At 72.4% G+C, this 19,071-nt stretch carries 20 protein-coding genes; 6 read left to right on the top strand and 14 right to left on the bottom strand.

The genetic code is table 11. The features are described from left to right. The first annotated feature begins 39 nt into the window (after nucleotides 1–39). Nucleotides 40–1,344 (top strand): sensor histidine kinase, encoded by a 1,305-nt coding sequence (locus tag MED01_RS02570; protein ID WP_238666931.1) that lies wholly within the window; start codon nucleotides 40–42, stop codon nucleotides 1,342–1,344. 58 nt (nucleotides 1,345–1,402) lie between these two features. Beyond that, nucleotides 1,403–2,056, top strand: a complete 654-nt coding sequence (locus MED01_RS02575; protein ID WP_030329744.1) for a response regulator transcription factor — start codon at nucleotides 1,403–1,405, stop codon at nucleotides 2,054–2,056. Here the strand turns inward: MED01_RS02575 and MED01_RS02580 are convergent. From MED01_RS02580 to MED01_RS02590, 3 genes are read right to left on the bottom strand one after another with little or no spacing between them, the layout of a single operon-like run. Further along, nucleotides 2,037–2,699, bottom strand: a complete 663-nt coding sequence (locus MED01_RS02580) for an HAD family hydrolase (RefSeq protein ID WP_238666932.1) — start codon at nucleotides 2,697–2,699, stop codon at nucleotides 2,037–2,039. The genes MED01_RS02575 and MED01_RS02580 overlap by 20 nt on opposite strands. A gap of 20 nt (nucleotides 2,700–2,719) precedes the next feature. Next, nucleotides 2,720–2,974 carry a glutaredoxin family protein gene (locus MED01_RS02585; protein ID WP_030490173.1) on the bottom strand — a complete coding sequence of 85 codons (255 nt, stop codon included), beginning with the start codon at nucleotides 2,972–2,974 and terminating at the stop codon, nucleotides 2,720–2,722. Continuing rightward, nucleotides 2,964–4,571: an AMP-binding protein gene (locus tag MED01_RS02590; RefSeq protein ID WP_238666933.1), complete on the bottom strand. Its 1,608-nt coding sequence runs from the start codon at nucleotides 4,569–4,571 to the stop codon at nucleotides 2,964–2,966. The genes MED01_RS02585 and MED01_RS02590 overlap by 11 nt, the downstream gene beginning before the upstream one ends. Nucleotides 4,572–5,155: 584 nt before the next feature. On the opposite strand from MED01_RS02590, the gene MED01_RS02595 reads away from it, so the two are divergent. The 3 genes from MED01_RS02595 to MED01_RS02605 all read left to right on the top strand — a co-directional run bounded on the left by MED01_RS02595 (nucleotide 5,156) and on the right by MED01_RS02605 (nucleotide 8,267). Continuing rightward, nucleotides 5,156–6,112: an ECF subfamily RNA polymerase sigma factor, BldN family gene (locus MED01_RS02595; RefSeq protein ID WP_238666934.1), complete on the top strand. Its 957-nt coding sequence runs from the start codon at nucleotides 5,156–5,158 to the stop codon at nucleotides 6,110–6,112. A 289-nt stretch (nucleotides 6,113–6,401) separates the two neighbouring features. Continuing rightward, a complete protein-coding gene (locus tag MED01_RS02600) occupies nucleotides 6,402–7,271 on the top strand; it encodes a DUF5667 domain-containing protein (protein WP_238666935.1) in 870 nt (289 codons plus the stop codon). Between the two features lie 126 nt (nucleotides 7,272–7,397). After that, entirely contained in the window at nucleotides 7,398–8,267 is an 870-nt protein-coding gene (locus tag MED01_RS02605) for an HAD family hydrolase (protein ID WP_238666936.1), read from the top strand. 35 nt (nucleotides 8,268–8,302) lie between these two features. Here MED01_RS02605 and MED01_RS02610 read toward each other — a convergent pair whose 3' ends face one another. From MED01_RS02610 to MED01_RS02660, 11 genes are all read right to left on the bottom strand, one after another. Beyond that, nucleotides 8,303–9,211, bottom strand: a complete 909-nt coding sequence (locus MED01_RS02610; RefSeq protein WP_238667159.1) for a lysophospholipid acyltransferase family protein — start codon at nucleotides 9,209–9,211, stop codon at nucleotides 8,303–8,305. Nucleotides 9,212–9,437: 226 nt separating this feature from the next. Then, on the bottom strand, nucleotides 9,438–10,514 hold the full coding sequence (locus tag MED01_RS02615) for an NAD-dependent epimerase/dehydratase family protein (RefSeq protein ID WP_238666937.1): 1,077 nt from the start codon (nucleotides 10,512–10,514) through the stop codon (nucleotides 9,438–9,440). A 122-nt stretch (nucleotides 10,515–10,636) separates the two neighbouring features. Next, nucleotides 10,637–10,738 (bottom strand): 30S ribosomal protein bS22, encoded by a 102-nt coding sequence (locus MED01_RS02620; RefSeq protein WP_007465623.1) that lies wholly within the window; start codon nucleotides 10,736–10,738, stop codon nucleotides 10,637–10,639. Nucleotides 10,739–11,008: 270 nt separating this feature from the next. Continuing rightward, entirely contained in the window at nucleotides 11,009–11,218 is a 210-nt protein-coding gene (locus tag MED01_RS02625) for a helix-turn-helix domain-containing protein (protein ID WP_007465625.1), read from the bottom strand. Nucleotides 11,219–11,430: 212 nt separating this feature from the next. Further along, nucleotides 11,431–12,615, bottom strand: coding sequence for an ABC transporter permease (locus MED01_RS02630; protein ID WP_238666938.1), 1,185 nt, complete (start codon nucleotides 12,613–12,615; stop codon nucleotides 11,431–11,433). Further along, nucleotides 12,612–13,514: an ABC transporter ATP-binding protein gene (locus MED01_RS02635; protein WP_238666939.1), complete on the bottom strand. Its 903-nt coding sequence runs from the start codon at nucleotides 13,512–13,514 to the stop codon at nucleotides 12,612–12,614. Before MED01_RS02635 ends, MED01_RS02630 begins: the two co-directional genes overlap by 4 nt. Continuing rightward, nucleotides 13,511–14,857, bottom strand: a complete 1,347-nt coding sequence (locus MED01_RS02640; RefSeq protein ID WP_238667160.1) for an efflux RND transporter periplasmic adaptor subunit — start codon at nucleotides 14,855–14,857, stop codon at nucleotides 13,511–13,513. Before MED01_RS02640 ends, MED01_RS02635 begins: the two co-directional genes overlap by 4 nt. A gap of 79 nt (nucleotides 14,858–14,936) precedes the next feature. Continuing rightward, on the bottom strand, nucleotides 14,937–16,226 hold the full coding sequence (locus MED01_RS02645; protein ID WP_238666940.1) for a hypothetical protein: 1,290 nt from the start codon (nucleotides 16,224–16,226) through the stop codon (nucleotides 14,937–14,939). Nucleotides 16,227–16,295: 69 nt separating this feature from the next. After that, on the bottom strand, nucleotides 16,296–16,871 hold the full coding sequence (locus tag MED01_RS36005) for a TetR/AcrR family transcriptional regulator (protein WP_238666941.1): 576 nt from the start codon (nucleotides 16,869–16,871) through the stop codon (nucleotides 16,296–16,298). Beyond that, the gene (locus tag MED01_RS02655) at nucleotides 16,864–17,664 is read right to left on the bottom strand and encodes an alpha/beta fold hydrolase (RefSeq protein WP_238666942.1); all 801 of its coding nucleotides are present in this window, start codon (nucleotides 17,662–17,664) and stop codon (nucleotides 16,864–16,866) included. Before MED01_RS02655 ends, MED01_RS36005 begins: the two co-directional genes overlap by 8 nt. A 106-nt stretch (nucleotides 17,665–17,770) precedes the next feature. Beyond that, entirely contained in the window at nucleotides 17,771–18,691 is a 921-nt protein-coding gene (locus tag MED01_RS02660; RefSeq protein ID WP_238666943.1) for a proline dehydrogenase family protein, read from the bottom strand. A 106-nt stretch (nucleotides 18,692–18,797) separates the two neighbouring features. On the opposite strand from MED01_RS02660, the gene MED01_RS02665 reads away from it, so the two are divergent. Then, nucleotides 18,798–19,070 (top strand): hypothetical protein, encoded by a 273-nt coding sequence (locus MED01_RS02665; RefSeq protein WP_238666944.1) that lies wholly within the window; start codon nucleotides 18,798–18,800, stop codon nucleotides 19,068–19,070. The last annotated feature ends 1 nt before the right edge of the window (nucleotide 19,071 follow it).

The following is a 19,071-nucleotide window of genomic DNA, read 5'->3' on the forward strand; positions in this document are numbered from 1 at the left end:
GGGATGGGGACACCGAGCCCAGATGCCTAGCCTTTGAGCATGACCGCCGTTGCCGCCACCAGCGACCGACCGACGCTGGCACCGAGCATCCCCCGCCAGCTCTTCGTCGACTCCGGGTACGTGCTGCTCGGCCTGCCCCTGGCGCTGGCCAGCTTCGTCGTCCTCATCGTCGGCCTCGCGGTCGGCATCGGCCTGGTGGTCACGGTGATCGGCCTGCCGATCCTCAGCGGCACCCTGTACACCGCCCGTGGGCTGGCCGACGTCGAGCGGCTGCGGCTGCCAGCGGTGCTCCACCAGCCCCGGATCCGGCCGCACTACCGGCTTCCCGAGGCCGGCGCGAACGCCTGGCGGCGGATCTTCGTGCCGATGCGGGACGCCCAGTCCTGGCTCGACCTGGCGCACGGCATCCTGCGGCTGATCGCGGCGACGAGCACCTTCGTGGTGACGCTGTCCTGGTGGGCAGCGGCGATCGCCGGCTCGCTCTACTGGGCGTACGACTGGGCCCTGCCCAGGGCCGACGGCGAGGGTGACCAGGACCTGGCGCAGCTGCTCGGCCTGGGCGACTCGACCACCGCCCGGATCGGCCTGTACAGCGCGCTCGGGGTGTTCTTCCTGATCACCCTGCCGATCGTGGTGCGGGGCTGCGCGCTGCTCCAGGCCAGCTTCGCCAAGGCGATGCTGACCGGGGTGGCCGAGATGCGCGACCGGATCACAGTGCTGGAGGAGCAGAAGCGGGCCGCCGTGTCCGCCGAGGCCTCCGCGCTGCGCCGGTTGGAACGTGACATCCACGACGGCCCCCAGCAACGCCTGGTCCGACTGGCGATGGACCTCAGCCGCGCCCGGATGCAGCTCGCCTCGGACCCGGAGGCTGCCGGCCGCACCATCGACGAGGCGGTCACCCAGACCCGGGACACGCTGGCCGAGTTGCGGGCGCTGTCCCGGGGCATCGCGCCGCCGATCCTTGTCGACCGGGGCCTGCCCAGCGCTCTGGCCGCTATCGCCGGCCGCGGGCTGATCCCGATCGAGCTCCAGGTGGACCCGCAGCTCGGCACCCCGGCCGGGCGGCTCGACCCGGCGGTGGAGAACACCGCGTACTTCGTGGTGTCCGAGGCGCTGACAAACGTCGCCAAGCACAGCCGGGCCACCGAGGCCACCGTCGCCGTGGCCCGGCAGGGCACCCACCTGCAGGTACGGGTCGGCGACGACGGGCAGGGCGGTGCACACCTGGCGAAGGGGCACGGGCTCGCCGGCATCGCCGACCGGGTCCGGGCCGCCGGTGGCGAACTGGTGGTGGTCAGCCCGACCGGCGGCCCCACCGAGATCCGCGCCGAGCTGCCGCTGTGACCGGTCCGGCACCGCGCCGAGCCCGTACGACGGGCCGGACGTGGTAGACAACACAGCCATGCGCATCGTGATCGCCGACGACGCCGTCCTGCTCCGGGAGGGGCTGGTCCGGCTGCTGACCGAAAGTGGGCACCAGGTGGTGGCCGCCGTCGGGGACGGTGACGCCCTGGTCGAGGCGGTGGTCGAGCACCGGCCCGACGTGTCGATCGTCGACGTCCGGATGCCCCCGTCGCACACCGACGAAGGGCTGCGGGCCGCTGTGGAGGCACGCCGGCTGGTGCCGCGTACGCCGATCCTGGTGCTCTCCCAGTACGTCGAGGTGTCGTACGCCGATGATCTGCTCGCCACCACCGGCGGCGCCGGCGGCGGGATCGGCTACCTGCTCAAGGACCGGGTGGCAGCGATCGACGAGTTCCTGGACGCGCTGCGGCGGGTGGCGGGCGGCGGCACCGTGCTCGACCCGGAGGTGGTCGGTCAGCTCTTCGCCCGGCGTCGCCGCGACGACCCGCTGCGCGAGCTGACCCCCCGCGAGCGCGAGGTGCTCGCCCTGATGGCCGAGGGGCGTTCGAACACCGCCATCGCGCGCGCCCTGGTGGTCAGCGACGGCGCGGTGGAGAAGCACGTGCGCAACATCTTCACCAAGCTCACCCTGCCGCCGGACACCGAACAGCACCGGCGGGTGCTGGCCGTCCTCACCTACCTGCGGAACTGACCTCACGGGCCAGGGCCACCGCGTCGGTGAGGGTGTCGGCCACCGGGTGACCGGAGGCGCGCAGCCGGGCCGGGTCGGTGAACCCGCCGGTGTAGAGCACGGCACTGCCACCCACCGCGAGCGCCGCGTCCGCGTCGTCGATGGAGTCGCCGATCAGCACCACCGAAGCGCCGTCCACGCCCAGTTCGGTCAGGTGCAGCTGGAGCGACTCGGCCTTGTGGCCGCCGCCGACAGCGGCCCGGAGGCCGTCGACGCGGGTGAAGTGACCGGTCAACCCGTACGTGTGCACGGTCGGGACCAGCTCCTCGTGGAACCACATGGACAGCAGGCTCTGGCTGCCCGGCCAGGCCGCCATCGCGGCGCGCGCGTCGGCGGCCAGCTCGCAGGTCGTCAGCCCGGTGCGGTAGGCGTCGTGGAAGATCTTGTCCAGTCGGCCGAACTCGTCGTCGTCCACTGCCTGCCCGAGCACCTCGGCGTAGTACTCGGCGATCGGCCTGCGGAACCGCACCCGGTGCTCGTCCGAGGTGACCGTCGGCCCACCAAGGCTCGCGAACACGACGTTGGTGGCGGACACCACGAGGCTGAGGTCGTTGAGCAGGGTGCCGTTCCAGTCCCAGACGAGGTGCGGGTGCGCAGAGGTCATCAGAGCACCATAGGCACCAGTCAGAGCTGCGGCGTGGTCAGGTCCCGCAGCAGCCGGTCCTCCTCGACCCGCCAGTAGCCGTGCTCCTTGCCGTCGAGCATCACCACCGGCAGCCGGTCCCCGTACTCCCGCTCCAGCCCCTCGTCGCCGGTGACGTCCCACTCGACCCACTTGTCGCCGGTGACCGCTACCACCCGGTCGAGCGCCGCCTTTGCGTCGTCACACAGGTGGCAGCCGGGTCGGGTGATCAGGGCGAGTCGGGCGTCACTGGCCATCGGTTACCTCCGTGCTGTCGGTCGGCGTCGCCGACCGGAGTTGGGTCTTGCGTACCTTGCCGATCGCCGAGTGCGGCAGGGCGTCGACGAACTCGACAGCGGTCGGGCACTTGAACCGGGCCAGGTTCCGAGCGCAGTGGGCGAGCAACTCCTCGCTGGTCACCGGTCGGCCCTGCACCGGCACCACGTACGCCCGCACAGTCTCGCCGGTCCGCGGGTGCGGCACACCCAGTACCGCCGACTCGACCACGCCGGGGTGCCCGGCGAGCACCAGCTCGACCTCGTGCGGATAGACGTTGAACCCGTTGACCAGGATCAGCTCGCCGAGCCGGTCGACCAGGAAGAGGTCGCCGTCCTCGTCGGCGTACGCGATGTCACCGGTGGCCCACCAACCCTCGGCGTCCGGGCCGCCCCGACCGTCGGGCCAGTAGCCGGTGAAGAGGTTGCGGCCGGACACCACGATCTGCCCCGGGTCGGTGCCCGGCGCCACGTCGGAGATGTCCAGCTCGTCCGGGTCGTCGTCGGGGACGGCCAGCCCGTCGCGCCACAGGTCCGCCCCGTCGGCGCCGACCAGGCGTAGCCGCACCCCGGGCAGCGGCCGGCCGATCGAACCCGGCTTGGCCACGCCGCCGACAAGGGTGGAGGTGAGCACCGGCGCGGTCTCGGTGAGGCCGTACCCGATGTGCACCTGATGCCCGGTGGCCTCGGTGAAGCGCGCCGCGACAGCGGGTTCGAGCGGTGCCGCGCCGCAGACCGCCACCCGCACCGACGCGGTCGCCGCGCGGGCCGTGGCCGCGCCGGCCCAGGTCAGGAACATCGACGGTACGCCGACCAGCACGCTGACCCGGTGCCGTGCGACCTCGTCCAGCCCTGCCGTCGGGCCCGGCTCGTCGAGCAGCACACCGGTAGCGCCGTGGTGCACTACCGCGCCGAGCCCCGAGTTGAGCCCGTACGCGTGGAACAGCGGCAACGCCAGGAGAACAGTGTCGTTCGGCCCGACCACCGGCGGCTCGATCGCCGCGACCTGTTCGTGGTTGGCGAGCAGCGCCTGGTGCGAGAGCATCGCGCCCTTGGGTCGCCCCTCGGTGCCGGAGGTGTAGAGCAGTACAGCCAGGTCGGCGCCGCCGCGTTGAGGGCGGGGTGCCGGTCCGGGCGCCTCGGCGGTCGGTGGCGTGCCGTGCACCGAGGCGAGCGCGGGCAACTCGGCTGCCACGTCGGCGACCAGACCTCGGACGTGGTCGGTGGCGATGAGCACCGACGCGCCGGAGTCGGCCAGCACGTGTCGTAGCTCCGGGGCGGTGAGGCCGGGGTTGACCGGCACCGTGACCAGCCCGGCGCGGAGGGCGCCGAGCCAGGCGATCACGAAGTCCGGTGTGTTGGGCAGCGCGATGGCGACGCGTGGCGGCGTACCGCCGGGGTCGGCGGGTGGCGCGGCGGCGGACAGGCCCCGGGCGGCGGCGTCCACCGCGGCGTCCAGTTCGGACCAGCTCACCGTCTGCTCGCGCCAGTGCAGCGCGGGCCGGTCGGCGCTGTCGAGAGCCGCCCGGCGGACCTGGTCGGCGAGGTTCGGCGCGGGGCTTTCCGAGGCGTCCTGCACGGTGATCGAGTCTGGCACAGCGGACGACGACGGACCACGCCCGACGGTTGGGGCCACGCCCGGAGGACGACACCGGACAGTCCCATGTACGGGACTGTCCGGTGTGCCACCGGCGATCCGATCAGGTCCTGTCGATGGGACGTGCGACGCTGACCACGGGCAGTTCGGCCGCGACGCCCGGCCGGCCGGCGCGGCCGGTCAGCCGAACGGTCGGCAAGCCTCCGACCTGGGGATCCACCCTGGAACACCAAGCCGACGGAAAGTCAATCGCACACGACGGACAACCGGTCCGCCACCGGTGCGACGGAGCGGGAAATACTTCCGCCTTGTGTAACGGACTTGCCACGCGCGGGTGACGTTGGCCCTATCATCACTCGGGTCGGCTCACCCCATTTGCCGTGAGTCGACACCCCTCAGCCCGAGGAGGCCCCCGTGCCTGTGAGCGCATTGGACCAGCACCTCCAGGGGAATTGCCGCCCGTCGGCAACTCCCGTGACCGTCCTGCCCGACCGGTCATCCGGTCGGTCCGCACCGACGAGACCTAGACCGGCCCGTCCGGCGACCGACGGGACGGGGGCAACACGGTGACCACCTTCGGTTACGCGGAACGCCCGGTCGGCCTGACCGGTCAACCCGCCCGCTCCCACGTCAACGAGCGGCCAGCGGCCCGTGCCCCATCGGACGAACAGCACGGCGGTGTCGTGCGGGGTGACGGCGCGGCGCAACGGATCCGCAGCCGGCCGCACCACAACGAGCCGCCGCCGCGACCCGCGGTGCCCGGTGGAAACGCGAAGCCGGCCGGCGGCCGGGTGGCCGTACCGCAGCGGCCCACAATGCCCGTGCAGGGCCGTCGGGTTAGCGACACACCGGCGGTCACCACCGACCCGGCGGCTGGTGAGACAGCGGTGATCCCGGCGGTGCCGGCCACCACCGCGACCACCCCGACCGGTTTCCCGAGCCGCCCGGACCCGTCCGACCCGGCAACCGAGGTCTGGACGCTGATCGAGCGGGCTCAGGCCGGCGAGTCCGAGGCGTTCGGTCTGATCTACGACCGTTACGTGGACACCGTCTTCCGGTTCGTCTACTTCCGGGTCGGCAACCGGCAACTCGCCGAGGATCTCACCTCGGACACCTTCCTGCGCGCGCTCAAGCGGATCGGCAGCTTCACCTGGCAGGGCCGCGACCTCGGCGCCTGGCTGGTGACGATCGCCCGCAACCTCGTCGCGGACCACTTCAAGTCGGGCCGGTACCGGCTGGAGGTCACCACCGGCGACGTGCTCGACGCCGACCGGGAGGACCGGGGCCCGGAGGGCAGCCCGGAGGCGGCGGTGGTGGAGCACATCACCAACGTCGCGCTCCTCACCGCTGTGAAGCAGCTCAACCCGGAGCAGCAGGAGTGCATAGTGCTCCGCTTCCTCCAGGGCTTCTCGGTCGCCGAGACGGCCCGCGCGATGGGCAAGAACGAGGGAGCCATCAAGGCCCTCCAGTACCGCGCCGTCCGCGCCCTGGCCCGGCTGCTGCCCGACGGCTTCCAGCCGTAGTTTGTTACGGCGGGACCGACGGGCGCCGATCAGCGTCCGCGCAGCTCAGAGTCGGTCCCGCCCGGTGATGACCATCACTTTCTGTAATTTCCGCTCCGCCAGGCCCGTAACCCGTGCCCGGTCCGCCGCGTTTCTCCGGGTGCGACCGGTGGATGTCCCGGCAGGCCCGGGTCACCGAGGTCCGACCGGCATGCCGGCGGCACCTCACCTCCGTGGTGTCACACTGCCGCCCGGTCGCTGGCAACGACGGCGGCCGACCGGCCGTGACCAGCGAGAGGAGGTGCCTGCGGTGGACAACACCCTCTTCTCCCGCCGGCGCGCGGAGCGCTTCGCGCAGCTTCTCGACGAGGCCAACGGCGCTCGACGACACCACGTGCGATCCCGGGTGGACGGCCAACTGGCGCCGCTCGTCGCAGTGGGTCAGCGGCTCAGCGTCGACCCCCCGGCTGTCGAGGTGGACCAGGACTTCCGTACCGGCCTGCGGGCGATGCTGCTCGCAACCGCCGAGCGGGAAGGGCTGGGCAGCGCGCCAGCGGCGGTCAGCGAACCGGCCGCCACCACCACCCGCGGGCGGCTACTGCCGGCGGTCACCGCACGGCGGGCCCGAGCCCGGGGCGCGATCCTGGTCGGCATCGCCGCCGGGGCCATCGCCGTCTCCGGGATCTCCGCCGCCAGCGAGAACGCGGTGCCCGGTGACGCGCTGTACGGCATGAAGCGCTCCACCGAACGGGCACAGCTCGCCCTGGCCAGCTCCGACATCAGCCGGGGCCAGCTCTTCCTGGACTTCGCCCGGACCAGAGTCGGCGAAGCCGCAAAGCTGCGCGGCGACCGGATCGGCTACAGCGCGGTCCTCGACGACATGGACGCCGACAGCCGGCAGGGAGTTCGCCTGCTGACCTCGGCTGCCGTACAGCGGGCCGAGCCGGGCAGCCTGGACACTCTGAACACCTTCGTGTCGAGCCAGCGCCGGGCGGTACGCGGTCTGCTCGACGGGAGCACCCGGGTCGACCGGGAACGCACCCAGCGGTCCCTGGCGTTGCTGGACAGCATCCGGGAACGCTCGGACGACCTGCGCGCGGCGATCTCCTGCGGCCTGCCGGCACCGACCGCCAGCGACGCCCTCGGGCCAGATCCGAGCACCTGCCCCGGGGCCCGCTGACCCGCGTCCCCATACCGCACGTCCGACCGGCCGCGCCACAGTTCGCTGTGTGCCCGGCCGGTCGCCCGTCTACGGCGGATACCCTCGCGGAGGAGCATCCGTCGTACCGGTGAGGAAGGGATTCGCGTGGCGCGTAGCCGTAAGGTGACGGTCAGCACCGACGCCGAGGGGCACACCGCAGCCTGGGCGGAGACCGACCTGGCCCCGGTCAGCGCACCCGACCAGACCGCCGCGGCGTTCTTCGACGTGGACAACACCATGATGCAGGGCGCGTCGATCTACTGGTTCGCCCGTGGTCTCGCCTCCCGCAACTACGTGACCACCGCCGACCTGGCCCGATTCGCCTGGCAGCAGCTCCGCTTCCGGCTGCTGGCCCGGGAGCACGCCGGTGACATGTCACTGGCCAAGGAGGCGGCGCTGGCCTTCGTCCAGGGCTGGCGGGTGAACGAGGTCGAACACCTCGCCGAGGAGATCTTCGACGAGATGATGGCCCCCCGGATCTGGGCCGGCACCCACCAGCTCGCTCAGCGTCACCTGGCCGCCGGTCAGCGGGTCTGGCTGGTCAGCGCCGCCCCGGTCGAGATCGGCCGGGTGATCGCCGCCCGGCTCGGCCTGACCGGCGCCATCGGCACCGTGGCCGAGGTGCTGGACGGGGCGTACACGGGGCGGTTGGTGGGTGACCTGATGCACGGGCCGGCCAAGGCTGAGGCGGTCACCCAGCTCGCCGCCGTGGAAGGGCTCGACCTGTCCCGCTGCGCGGCCTACAGCGATTCCGCGAACGACCTGCCGCTGCTCTGTGCTGTGGGCCGGGCGGTGGCCGTCAACCCGGACGGCGCCCTGCTGCGGCAGGCCCGCCAGCACGGCTGGGAGGTGCGGGACTTCCGCACCGGTCGCCGTGCGGTCAAGATCGCCGTACCGTCGACAGCGGCGGCCGGGCTGGTCGCGGGCGCGGTCACCGCCGGCCTGGCCCTGCAACGCCGCCGCCGCGCCGGCTGAGACGCCCGTTCAGAAGCCTCGGCTCCGACCCGCGGCTAGGGGCCGAACGGGTCGGGCCGTCGCTCCAGCAGCGTGTGCAGCGTCTGCTGGATGGTCTCCCGCACCTGGTCGGCGAGGTTGAAGACCACCAGCGGGTCGTCCGCCGAGTCGGTCAGGTGGGCGGTGGGAATCGGCGGGCAGAACTCGATCAGCCACTTGCTGGGTAGCGGCACCATGCCCAGCGGGCCGAGCAGCGGGAACGTCGGCGTGACCGGGAAGTAGGGCAGCTTCAGCAGCCGCGCCAGGGGCTTCATGTCGGCGAGCATCGGGTAGATCTCCTCGCCGCCGACGATGGCGACTGGCACGATCGGGGTGCCGGTGCGCAGCGCCGCCGAGACGAAACCGCCCCGCCCGAAGCGTTGCAGTTTGTAACGGTCTGCGTAGAGCTTGCCGATGCCCTTGAAGCCCTCGGGGAACACACCCACCAGATCGCCGCCGCCGAGCAGCCGCTCGGCGTCCGGGTTGCAGGCCACAGTGCCGCCGGTCTTGCGGGCCAACTCGGAGACCACCGGCATCCGGAAGACCAGGTCGGCGCCGAGCAGCCGCAGGTAGCGGTGGGCGGGATGCTTGTCGTGCAGCGCCGCCGAGAGGATCAGGGCGTCCAGCGCCACAGTCCCGGAGTGGTTGCCGACCACCAGGGCGGGCCCGTCCACGGGGACGTGCTCCACCCCACTGACCTCGGTGCGGAACCAGTCCCGGTAGAGCAGCCGCAGCAGCGGGTGGAAGACGGCATCGGTCAACTCCGAGTCGAAACCGAACTCGTCGACCTCGTAGTCACCGGAGAGCCGCCGGCGCAGGAACGCCAACCCGTTCGCGACCTTGCGGTCCCAGTGGTCGCCGGGGCGGTCCGACACCGCCGGCTCGGTGCCGCCGGGCAACCCGGCGTCGACCTCGTCGGCCGGCATCGAGGCCGGCGGTGCGGACGAGGCCGGCGGTTCCGTCGGGGTCGGCGCGGCCTGCGCGGCCGGTCGGTGTCCGTTGCGCCGCGCCGGCTCCGCGTCCGGCGCGGGCACCTGCTGCGGTACGTCGAAACGCCCGACCGACTGCGGGTCGCGCCGCTCCTCCGGCCCACTCATGATGCCGCCTCGGTTCGCGACTGCGGGGCTCGCAGGACCGGCTCACTCCTCGCGCTCATGATGAACGCTCCCGGACCGCTGAGCGGACCTGCCGGATGCCGTCCAGGACGAGTTGCTCGGCAGCGGCCAACTGATCCCGGGTGACCACCACCCCACCGTGATGGGCCCGGATGAAGTCCTCGAACGCCTCGGCGGTCGACCGGGGCGTGAAGCCGTACTCCTGCTCAAGCCGGCTGGTGTCGACCACCCGGCCGTGCACGAAGAGGTCGACCTGGTCCAGGCCGTAGCGGCCGAAGCCCATGGTGCGGGCCAGCGCGGCGGCCCCGGAGAGACCCGGCTCCAGCACCGGGACGGCGACCCGTCCGGCGCGCCGGATCGCCTGGGACAGCGACAGCACCCCGGGGCCGGCGACGTTGTAGGTGCCGGGATGGTCCTCCACGATCGACCGGTACAGCACCTCCAACGCGTCGTCGAAGTGCAGGAACTGGAGGCGGGGGTCACGGCCGAAGACGGTCGGCACGAACGGCTGCGAGAAGTAGCGGGTCAACGTGGTGTCGGCGGTCGAGCCGATGAACGGGGCGAAGCGCAGCACCGTGGCGGTGACGTCGGACCGACGGCGACGGAAGCCGCGCACGTACCCCTCAAGGTCGAGGATGTCGCGGCCGAAACCGCCACGCGGCACCTCGCGGGGTTCGGTTTCCTCGGTGAAGACCGCCGGATCCCGGAACGACACCCCGTAGGCGGCTGTCGACGAGCGGACCACGAGTTTGCGCAGTCGGGGTGCCCGCTGGCAGGCGGCGAGCATCTGCATGCTGCCGATGACGTTCTGGTCCTTCATCGCGGACCGGCCGCCGTGCTGCGGGTCGGGTGAGGTGACCAACGCGAGGTGCACCACCGCGTCGACGTCCAGGTCGGCGAGGAGGCCACCGAGGGAACCGCTGTCGACGCGGATGCGTTCGACCCGGTCGAGCAGGTCGGTGAACTCGATGCCGGAGTCCGGTGCGTCGACACCGATGACCCGTTCGATGCGCGGATCGGCGGCCAGTCGGGCCGCCACGTGGGCACCCAGGTAGCGGCCCACTCCGGTGACGACGACGACCCCCGGAGCACCTGAGGTGCCACCGGGGGTCATCTGACGCACCTACGCCGGCAGGATGGACCGAGCCGGGACGACCACGGCCTGATCACCTGAGCCTCCGGAGGTCGACAGTTTGGCAAGTGACGCCGAACGCCGGGCGTTGAGCCCGGCGGCGATCACTTGCCGAGACGGCGACGCTGGACGCGGGTCTTGCGCAGCAGCTTGCGGTGCTTCTTCTTAGCCATGCGCTTACGGCGCTTCTTGACCACCGAGCCCATACGACAGCCTTTCGATACAACGTGCGGGGCGGACCGGATGACACCACGCAGGTGGCGACGGCGACCGCTTGCGGACAACGGACCGGACCAGTCTGGGCGGCGGGGCGCACCGGTGGGGTCTCGGTCGGGCTCCAGGGTAGCCGGAGGGCGTCAGCCGGACCAACGCGCCCCCGTCGCCGCTGCCTCTGGTTCGCGACCGCAGGGCCCGCGAGCTCACTCCTTACGCCCACCGATGCCGGTCAGCCGCCGGCCAGAGGGCGGGCCGGTGGCTCAGGCGGTCTCCTGAAAGGCACCCCGGAGATATTCGTGCACCGCATGCTCGGGCACCCGGAATGACCGGCCGACCCGGACGGCGGTGAGCTCACCGCTGTGCACCAGGCGATAGACAGTCATCTTTGACACCCGCATGACCGTCGCCACTTCCGCAACGGTCAGGAACTTGACCTCCGACAGCCGTCCGTCGGACTGTGACCCGGCCATGGCTCACCGACCCATCCCATGCCCGGCGCGTGCCAACCCGACGGATGCTCCGGGCCGGGCCGGCGACGCGCGTGTTACCAGTACGGTAGCGGGGCGGTTGTGACCGGCGCGATCCCTTCCTGCAACTGATCATGCTTCGGGGGCCTGTTCACCCGATCCGTGCTCCCGGTATCCGCCAGTGCGCGTCCGTCGTCCGGTTGTTCCGGTCGTGCTCATTCGGTACGCAGCGCGACCACCGGGTCGAGACGGCCGGCGCGCTGCGCGGGAACCACTCCGAAGACGATGCCCACCACCGCCGAAACGCCGAAGGCGAGCGCCAACGACCACCAGGTGATCGCCGCCGGAATTGGCGACAGCGCGTCGACAAGCATTGCGGTGCCCACTCCCAGCGCCATCCCGGTGAGCCCGCCGATCGTGGTGAGCAGCACCGCCTCCAGCAGGAACTGCACGCCGATGTCGCGGGGTCGTGCTCCGACGGCCTTGCGCAGCCCGATCTCCCGGGTCCGCTCCCGGACGCTGACCAGCATGATGTTGGAGACGCCGACGCCACCGACGAGCAGCGAGATGCCGGCGATGGCCGCCAGCACGCCGGTGAGGACACCGAGGATGTCGCCGAGCACGCCGAGGATCTGCTGCTGGGTGACGGCGCTGAACTCGGTGTCCGGGTGGCGACGGTTCAGCTCGGCGACGATCCGTTCGCCCAGCTCGTCGATCCGCTCCCGGTCCGGTGCCTTCACCGCGATGCCGTCGACCCGCTGGGTGCCCCAGAGTCGTTGCGCGGCGGTCACCGGCACGTGCACCTCGTCGTCCCGGTCGACGCCGAGGCTCTGCCCCAGCGGCGCGAAGACACCGATCACCCGGAACCGCACCCCGGCCAGCGCCACCTGCTGGCCGAGCGGGTCCCGGTCGGGGAAGAGCGCACGGGCGACCGAGTCACCGAGCACCGCCACCCGTCGGCTGGTGTCCACGTCGGTGCCGGTGAGGTAGCGTCCCCGCGCCAGCGAGCGGGTGAACACCGCCGGGGTCGTCTCCAGGACGCCCTGCACGGTGGTGAAGTCGGAACGCGCGCCGGCCCGCGCTGTCGCCCCGGAGGCGACGGTGACCGCCACCCGATCGGGGTCGCCGACCACCCGGGTGACGGCGTCCACGTCCTTGAGGGTCAGCGGCGAGACGACAGGCGCGTTGCCCACCTCGATCCGGCCGGGCACGACAAGCAGCAGGTTGGAGCCGAGGCCCTCGACCTGTTGCTCGACCTTCTGCTTGGTGCCGGTGCCGATGGCCACCAGCAGCACCACCGAGGCCACCCCGATGATCACCCCGAGCATTGTCAGCGCGCTGCGCAGCCGGTTGGCCCGCAGGGCGTCCAGCGCCACCCGCCACGCCTCGGCGACCCTCACGCCGTACCCCCGTCGTGCGGAAGGCGCCCGGTGGCTCCGGCGGCGCCACCGGAGCCACCGGACGGGTGCCCCGGACCGCTTCCGGACGCGGACCGGGGCTCCGCGCTGGGAGCGGAGACCAGTGTCGCAGGTCGACCGTGATCAACGGACGGCGGTCGATCATGGGCGGAGGACGGGTCGGCGCTGTCGGCCACGACCACCCCGTCGCGCATGGTGATCCGACGGTGGGCGCGGGCCGCCACCTCCTGGTCGTGGGTGACCATCACCAGCGCCACCCCGGACTCCGCGTTCAGTTGTTCCAACAGCTCCAGCACGGCGGCGCCGGTGACGCTGTCCAGGTTGCCGGTGGGTTCGTCGGCAAGCAGCACCGTCGGCTCGGTGACCAGGGCGCGGGCGATCGCCACCCGCTGCTGCTCACCGCCGGACATCTGGTTGGGCCGGTGGTCCAGCCGGTGCCCGAGGCCGACCCGGCCCAACATCGCCGCCGCCCGCTCCCGCCGCTGCCGCGCCGACACTCCCCGGTAGACAAGGGGCAGTGCCACGTTCTCCACCGCCGAGGTACGCGGCAGCAGGTGGAACGCCTGGAAGACGAAGCCGATGGTCTCGTTGCGCAGGGTCGCCATCTCCGGTGGGGCGAGGGCGTTGACGTCCCGCCCGCCGATCACCAGGCGGCCACCGGTGGGCCGGTCCAGCCCACCGAGGAGGTGCATGAGGGTGGACTTGCCCGAGCCGGACGGCCCGACCAGGGCCAAGTAGTCCCCCGGCTGCACGGTGAGCGACACCCCGCGCAGCGCCGCCACCGACACCCCGTCGAGCTGGTACGTCCGGGACACGTCCACCGCCTCGATGGCCGGTACGCGCTCCCCTGCCGACCGGTCTGCGACGGCGGGTTCGGTCACTGGACTTCCTGGCCGTCGCGGACCTGGTCGGCGCCGCGCACCACGATCCGGTCGCCGGGTTGCACGCCGTTGAGGATCTGCACCAGGTCGGACCCCTGGACACCCACTGTCACCGAGGCCCGGCCCGCCTTGCCGTCCCGGACCACCCAGACCGCGTCCCGGCCGTCGGCGGAGAACACCGCCGACGCGGGGACGGTCACCGCGTCGGCGGCCTCGCGTACCCGCAGGTGCACTATCGCGTTCATGCCGGGGCGGGGCGTCGGAGCAGGCTCGTCCTCGGCCAGCTTCCCGGCGCCCAGCGCCAGGCGGACCCGGTAGGTGACCCCGCCCTGCGCGGAGTTGGTGGGCAGCACGTCGACCGAGCGGACGGTGGCGTCGTAGCTGGCACCGGTGACGGCGTCCAACTCGACAGTGGCTGTCACACCGGCCTTGACGAGGAGTACGTCGGTCTCGTCCACCTCGGCGAGCAGTCCGAGCTGCCCGGTGTCCACCACTGTCAGCACCGGCGCGCCGGCGGTGACCAGCCCGCCAACCACTACCGCGTCGTCCACCCCGGCCGGCGGACCGCCCTGGCTGGGGGCCAGCGCCGACGGGTCGAGGCCCGCCCCGCCGGCCTGCTCCAACAGCCCGGCGAGACCGGCATTCGCGCCACCGCCGGCCCGGGTGCCACCGGGCTGCACCACCCCGGCGATCGGGGCACGCAGGGTCAGCGCGTCGACTGTCGCCTTCGCCAGGTCGTACGCCTGCTGGGCCTGGAGCCGCTGCGCCGCGGACAGTGCGCCGACGGCGGAACTCAACCCGTTGATCCCCCGCTGCACCGCGCGAACCGCCTGGTCGGCGCTGCGCGCGGCGGCGCTGTATTGCTGTTGAGCGGACGTCACCTGGGTCAGCAGCGCGTTCCGCAACTGCGGATCGGCGATCTTCTCGGCGGCTTTCCGCGCCGCGTCGAACGCCTCACTGGCCGCCTTGTCGGTGCCACGCCGGCTGCTGGTCAGGCTGCCTGATCCGACGCCCCGGCCGGCGCGCTTCGCGGCGGACAGCGCCTCCTTGGCCTGACGGAGACGCTGCTGCGCGCTCGGCGAGTCGACAACCGCCAGCACCTGACCGCGCTTGACCCGCTGTCCAGGCTGGACACGCAGGCTGGCCACTGTGCCGTCGGCGGGAGCGGTGAGGGTGGCGGCGGCGCGGGCGGTCACCGTCGCGGGCGCGTCGATCACCTCGGTGACCGGGTTGCGGGCGGCCGACGCCAGCGCGAGATCGGGGCCTTCGTCGCCGCAGGAGGCGGCGGTGGTGGCGGTGAGGACGACGACGGCGGTCAGGGCGGTGAGCAGGCGGGGCCGCATGGTGCTGGCGGGCCGTGACGACTGAGGACGGCGCACCCATCGATGGTACGGCGCACCGCCGCACCGCCTCCGAGCTGCGTCAGCCGGCGGCGGCGCGGACGTACGCCACGCACTCGTCGTGCAGCGTCGACCACTGCTCACCGAACGCCTTCTCGGAGGCCGCGTCGATGGTTCGGCCGTCGTGCACCACCGTCTTGAAGAAGGTGAGCAGCCGCAGCGGCCCGTACCTGTCGACGAGGTGCCGAACTGCCAGGTAGCCGATGCCGTAGCTGGCGGCGACCCGTTCGGCGGAGGCGTCGTCGGCGGGGTTGACGCCCTCCAACTTGCCGTCCCAGCCGCCCCGGACCATCTTGCGGACGTCGGCGATCCCCTCGTACCTGTCGACCGCCTGGTCGCCGGCACCGGCGAACTCGGCCAGGCCCTCGACCAACCACCAGGTGAGCTTGCCCGGGTAGCCGCGTTCCGGCAGCGACGCCGCGTGGGTCAGCTCGTGCCGCAGCAGGTCGTCGGTGCCGCTGTTGGTGAGCCCTTCGGCGTTGAGCACCACCTCGTGGTGACCGCCGCCCACTGTGACCGCGTAACCGCCGGTCCATTCCGGGCGCTCCCCGCCGTACCAGCGCTGCCACTCGGTGCGCCCGGCGTAGAAGATCCGGTACCGGTCCGGCGGTGAGCCGGTCACCGCGTACCCGTCGGCGACCTTGGCCGCGGCTTCCGCCTGCGCGAGCAGGCCGGGCAGCTTGCCGCGCAGCGCCGGGGTGGTGGCGACCATGGTCCGCGCGCCGACGGCGACCGCCAGGTCGCTGATCTCCCACGGTCGGGTGCCGGTCTCCACCGACTTGGATTCCTCCATGGCGACCATCCGGGGCTGGTCACCGTTCTCCCGCCAGCGGGTGCCGATCAGCACCGGGCTGGGCCGGCAGTTCGGCGTGACGAAGCAGTACTGGAAGCGCACCAGCAGCCGCCACTCGCCGGGCTTGCCGATGATCGGCACGGGCAGGCCACTCGGCTCGGCCCGCCAGCCGGTCACCTTGAGTTCGCGTAGTGCGGCGAAGCGTCTGCGCAGGTCGTTGTGGGCGACGGGATCGGCGATGGCGAGGAACCCGGCGCGGTCGCCGCCGAGGAGTGCCGCGGACTGCCTGTGGAGCTGGGCGGTGATCCGGTCGGACAACCCGCGGGCCACTGCGGTGGCCGGGTCGTCGGCCGCCGACGCGCCGACCCGACTGACTGTGGGGCGCGCGCCTGTCTCCCGGATCACTCCGACGACGAGCGCCGCCGGCAGGCCGCAGCCCAGCAGCAGGACGACCACCACGAGCACCGTCCACAGCGGCCAGAGCCGCCGCGGTGCTGGCTGCTGCACCTCGTCAGTCACCCGCCGAAGGGTACGACCACTACCTGGATGCGGCGAGGCCGCCCCGGGCCGATCGGGACTGCCGCTCGCTCACCCGCCGGTGCGCGGCCAGGAGCGGAACGAGATGTCCATGCTCGCTACCAACTGGTGGTACGAGCGGTCGACGTCACGGGGCAGACCGAAGCCGCCTGCGGCCTCCAGGGTCACGAAGCCGTGCAGGGCGCTGCGCAGCGCGCGGGTGGCGTCCACCGCGTCGTCGCCGGTGAGCCCGTACCCGCGCAGCACGGCGAAGATGGCACCGACCGCGCGTTCGCCGGCCTCGACGTGTTCCGGGTCGGCCGGGTCGGGCACCCGCTGCGTCGCCGGGTAGCGGCCGGGGTGCCGCAGGGCGTAGTTCCGGTAGGCCTCCGCCATGGCCCGGAGCGCGTCGCCACCGGAGCGGCCGACGGCGGCGGTGGTCATCTCGGTGGCCAGCTCGGCGGTGGCCAGGGCGGCCAGCTTCTGGGCCAACGCGTCCGCCCCCCGTACGTGCTTGTAGAGGCTGGGCAGCGCCACCCCGAGCCGGCTGGCGAGCGCGGCGAGGGTGAGCTGTTGGAAGCCGACCTCGTCGGCCAGCCGGGCCGCCTCCCGTACGACTGTCTGCTGGTTGAGGCCGACCCTAGGCACCGGCGCACACCGCCAGAAAGCCGAGCAGCTCCTCGGCGGTGCGTTGCGGCCGGTCGGCGTGCGGGTAGTGGCCGGACTCCTCGATCATCCGAGCTTCGGCGGTGCCGAAGAGCCGCCGGGCGGCCCGCGCCTCGGCTCCCGGGTCGGGGAAGTCCGGGTCCTTGGATCCCATCAGCACGAGCACCGGTTGCCGCACCTGCGGGGCGCGGGCGGTCCAGTGCGGCTCGGCCGGTGCGATCACGCCGCGTGTCGCGGCCATCCGGCCGGGCTCGCGCAGGTTGGCCACCATCGCGCGGCGGTACGCGGCGTCGTCGGCGGGCCGGTGCACCGGGAACAGGGTGTTGTGGAACATCCCGAACAGTCGAGGGCTGTGCAGCACTGACCACATCGCCATCCGCAGCAGCGGGTTGAGCTTCGGCTGACCGACGAACGCGCCGATCTGCACGATGCCGGTGACCAGCTCGGGCGCGTCGGTGGCGGCGAAGACCACGGCCGCCGCGGCGGACGAGCTGCCGACCAGCACCGCCGGACCGGCGTCGAGGTCGCGGACCACGGCCAGCAGGTCCGCGCCGACCTCCGCCGGGGCGTACGTGGGCCAGCCGGCGCTGGATTCGCCGTGCCCCCGGACGTCGACCGAGGCGACCCGGTGGCCGGCTGCCACCAGCAGCGGCACGAGGTGCCGGAAGCTCGCTCTGTTCTCGCCCATGCCGTGCGCGAGGACCACCAACGGCCCTTCGCCCTGCGCCTCGTACGCGATGTGTCCGCCGTCCCGCCGCACCTGGCTAGTTGTCATAGCTCTAAAGCTAAGTCACTTAGCCAACGTTGGCAAGCCGGATACCGGAAACGGGCCGACGGTGACCCGAGGGGCCACCGGCGGCCCGTCGGCCGAACCGGAGGAACTACTTCTTGGAGATCAGGGCACGGCCGAAGAAGACCAGGTTGGCGGGGCGCTCGGCGAGCCGGCGCATCAGGTAGCCGTACCACTCGTCGCCGTACGGGACGTAGGTGCGCACCGTGTAGCCGTCGCCGGCCAACCGGGCCTGCTCCTCGGGGCGGATGCCGTAGAGCATCTGGAACTCGAAGCGCTCCGGCCCCCTGTCGAACCACCGGGCCCGGTCCTCACCGATGGCGATCATCCGCGGGTCGTGGGTGGCCAGCATCGGGTAACCGTCGCCGGACATCAGGATGTTCATGCAGCGCACGTACGACTTGTCCACCTCACGGGCCGACTGGTACGCCACCGACTCCGGCTCCTTGTAGGCGCCCTTGCACAGCCGCACCCGCGACCCGGCCGAGGAGAGCTCCCGGCAGTCCGACTCGGTCCGCCGCAGGTACGCCTGGAGCACCGCGCCGGTCGACGGGAAGTCCTTGCGCAGCCGGCTCAGCACCTCCAACGTCGAGTCGGTGGTGGTGTGGTCCTCCATGTCCAGCGTGACAGTTGTGCCCGCCGCGTCGGCCGCCGCGCAGATCGCCCGCGCGTTGTCGTACGCCAACTGCTCGTCGAACATCTGGCCGAGGGCGGAGAGCTTCACGCTCACCTCGGCGGCCGGGGTGAGCCCCGCGGCACCGAGCATCCTCAGCAGTTTCAGATATTCGTCCCGGGTGGCGGTGGCCTGCTCGGGGCGGACGGTGTCCTCACCGAGGTGGTCGAGGGTGACCGCGAGGCCGTCGTCGACGAGCCCGCGGGTCGCGCGCAACGCGTCGTCTGTGGCAGCGCCGGCGACGAACCGGCGGACGACGTCCCGGGTGTACGGGGCAGTCGCGACGAGCCGCTCGACCTGGGATGACCGGGAGGCGGCGAGGATGACGGAACGGAGCATGAGCCGAGCGTAACGCCCCTGCCAGGGGCCTCGCCGAGGGGCGGCCGGGCCACCTCGGCATGGGGGCGGGGCGGCGGCGGTGGCGTCGATCGGCTACAACGATGCCGTGGACCAACGCCCCCGCCGCCGACTCCGATCGGCCTCCGTGCAGCTCGGCGCGCTCACCGCTCTCGCGCTCGCCCTTTCCGGCTGCAACATGACCTCGGACGACGACGATGACGACGACTGCGCCCTCGGGCCGGTCGGCGGCGGCGACACGGTCGCGCTGGCGATGCGGGTCACCGACCCGACGGCCGGTCGCACCGCCCCGGAGCCGACCACTGCGGCCCTGCCCGAACGCGGCGGATTCGGCACCCACCTCGCCGCCTGCGGCGGCTGAC

The sequence above is a fragment of the Micromonospora alfalfae genome (assembly GCF_022230925.1).
Taxonomy (GTDB): Bacteria; Actinomycetota; Actinomycetes; order Mycobacteriales; family Micromonosporaceae; genus Micromonospora; species Micromonospora alfalfae.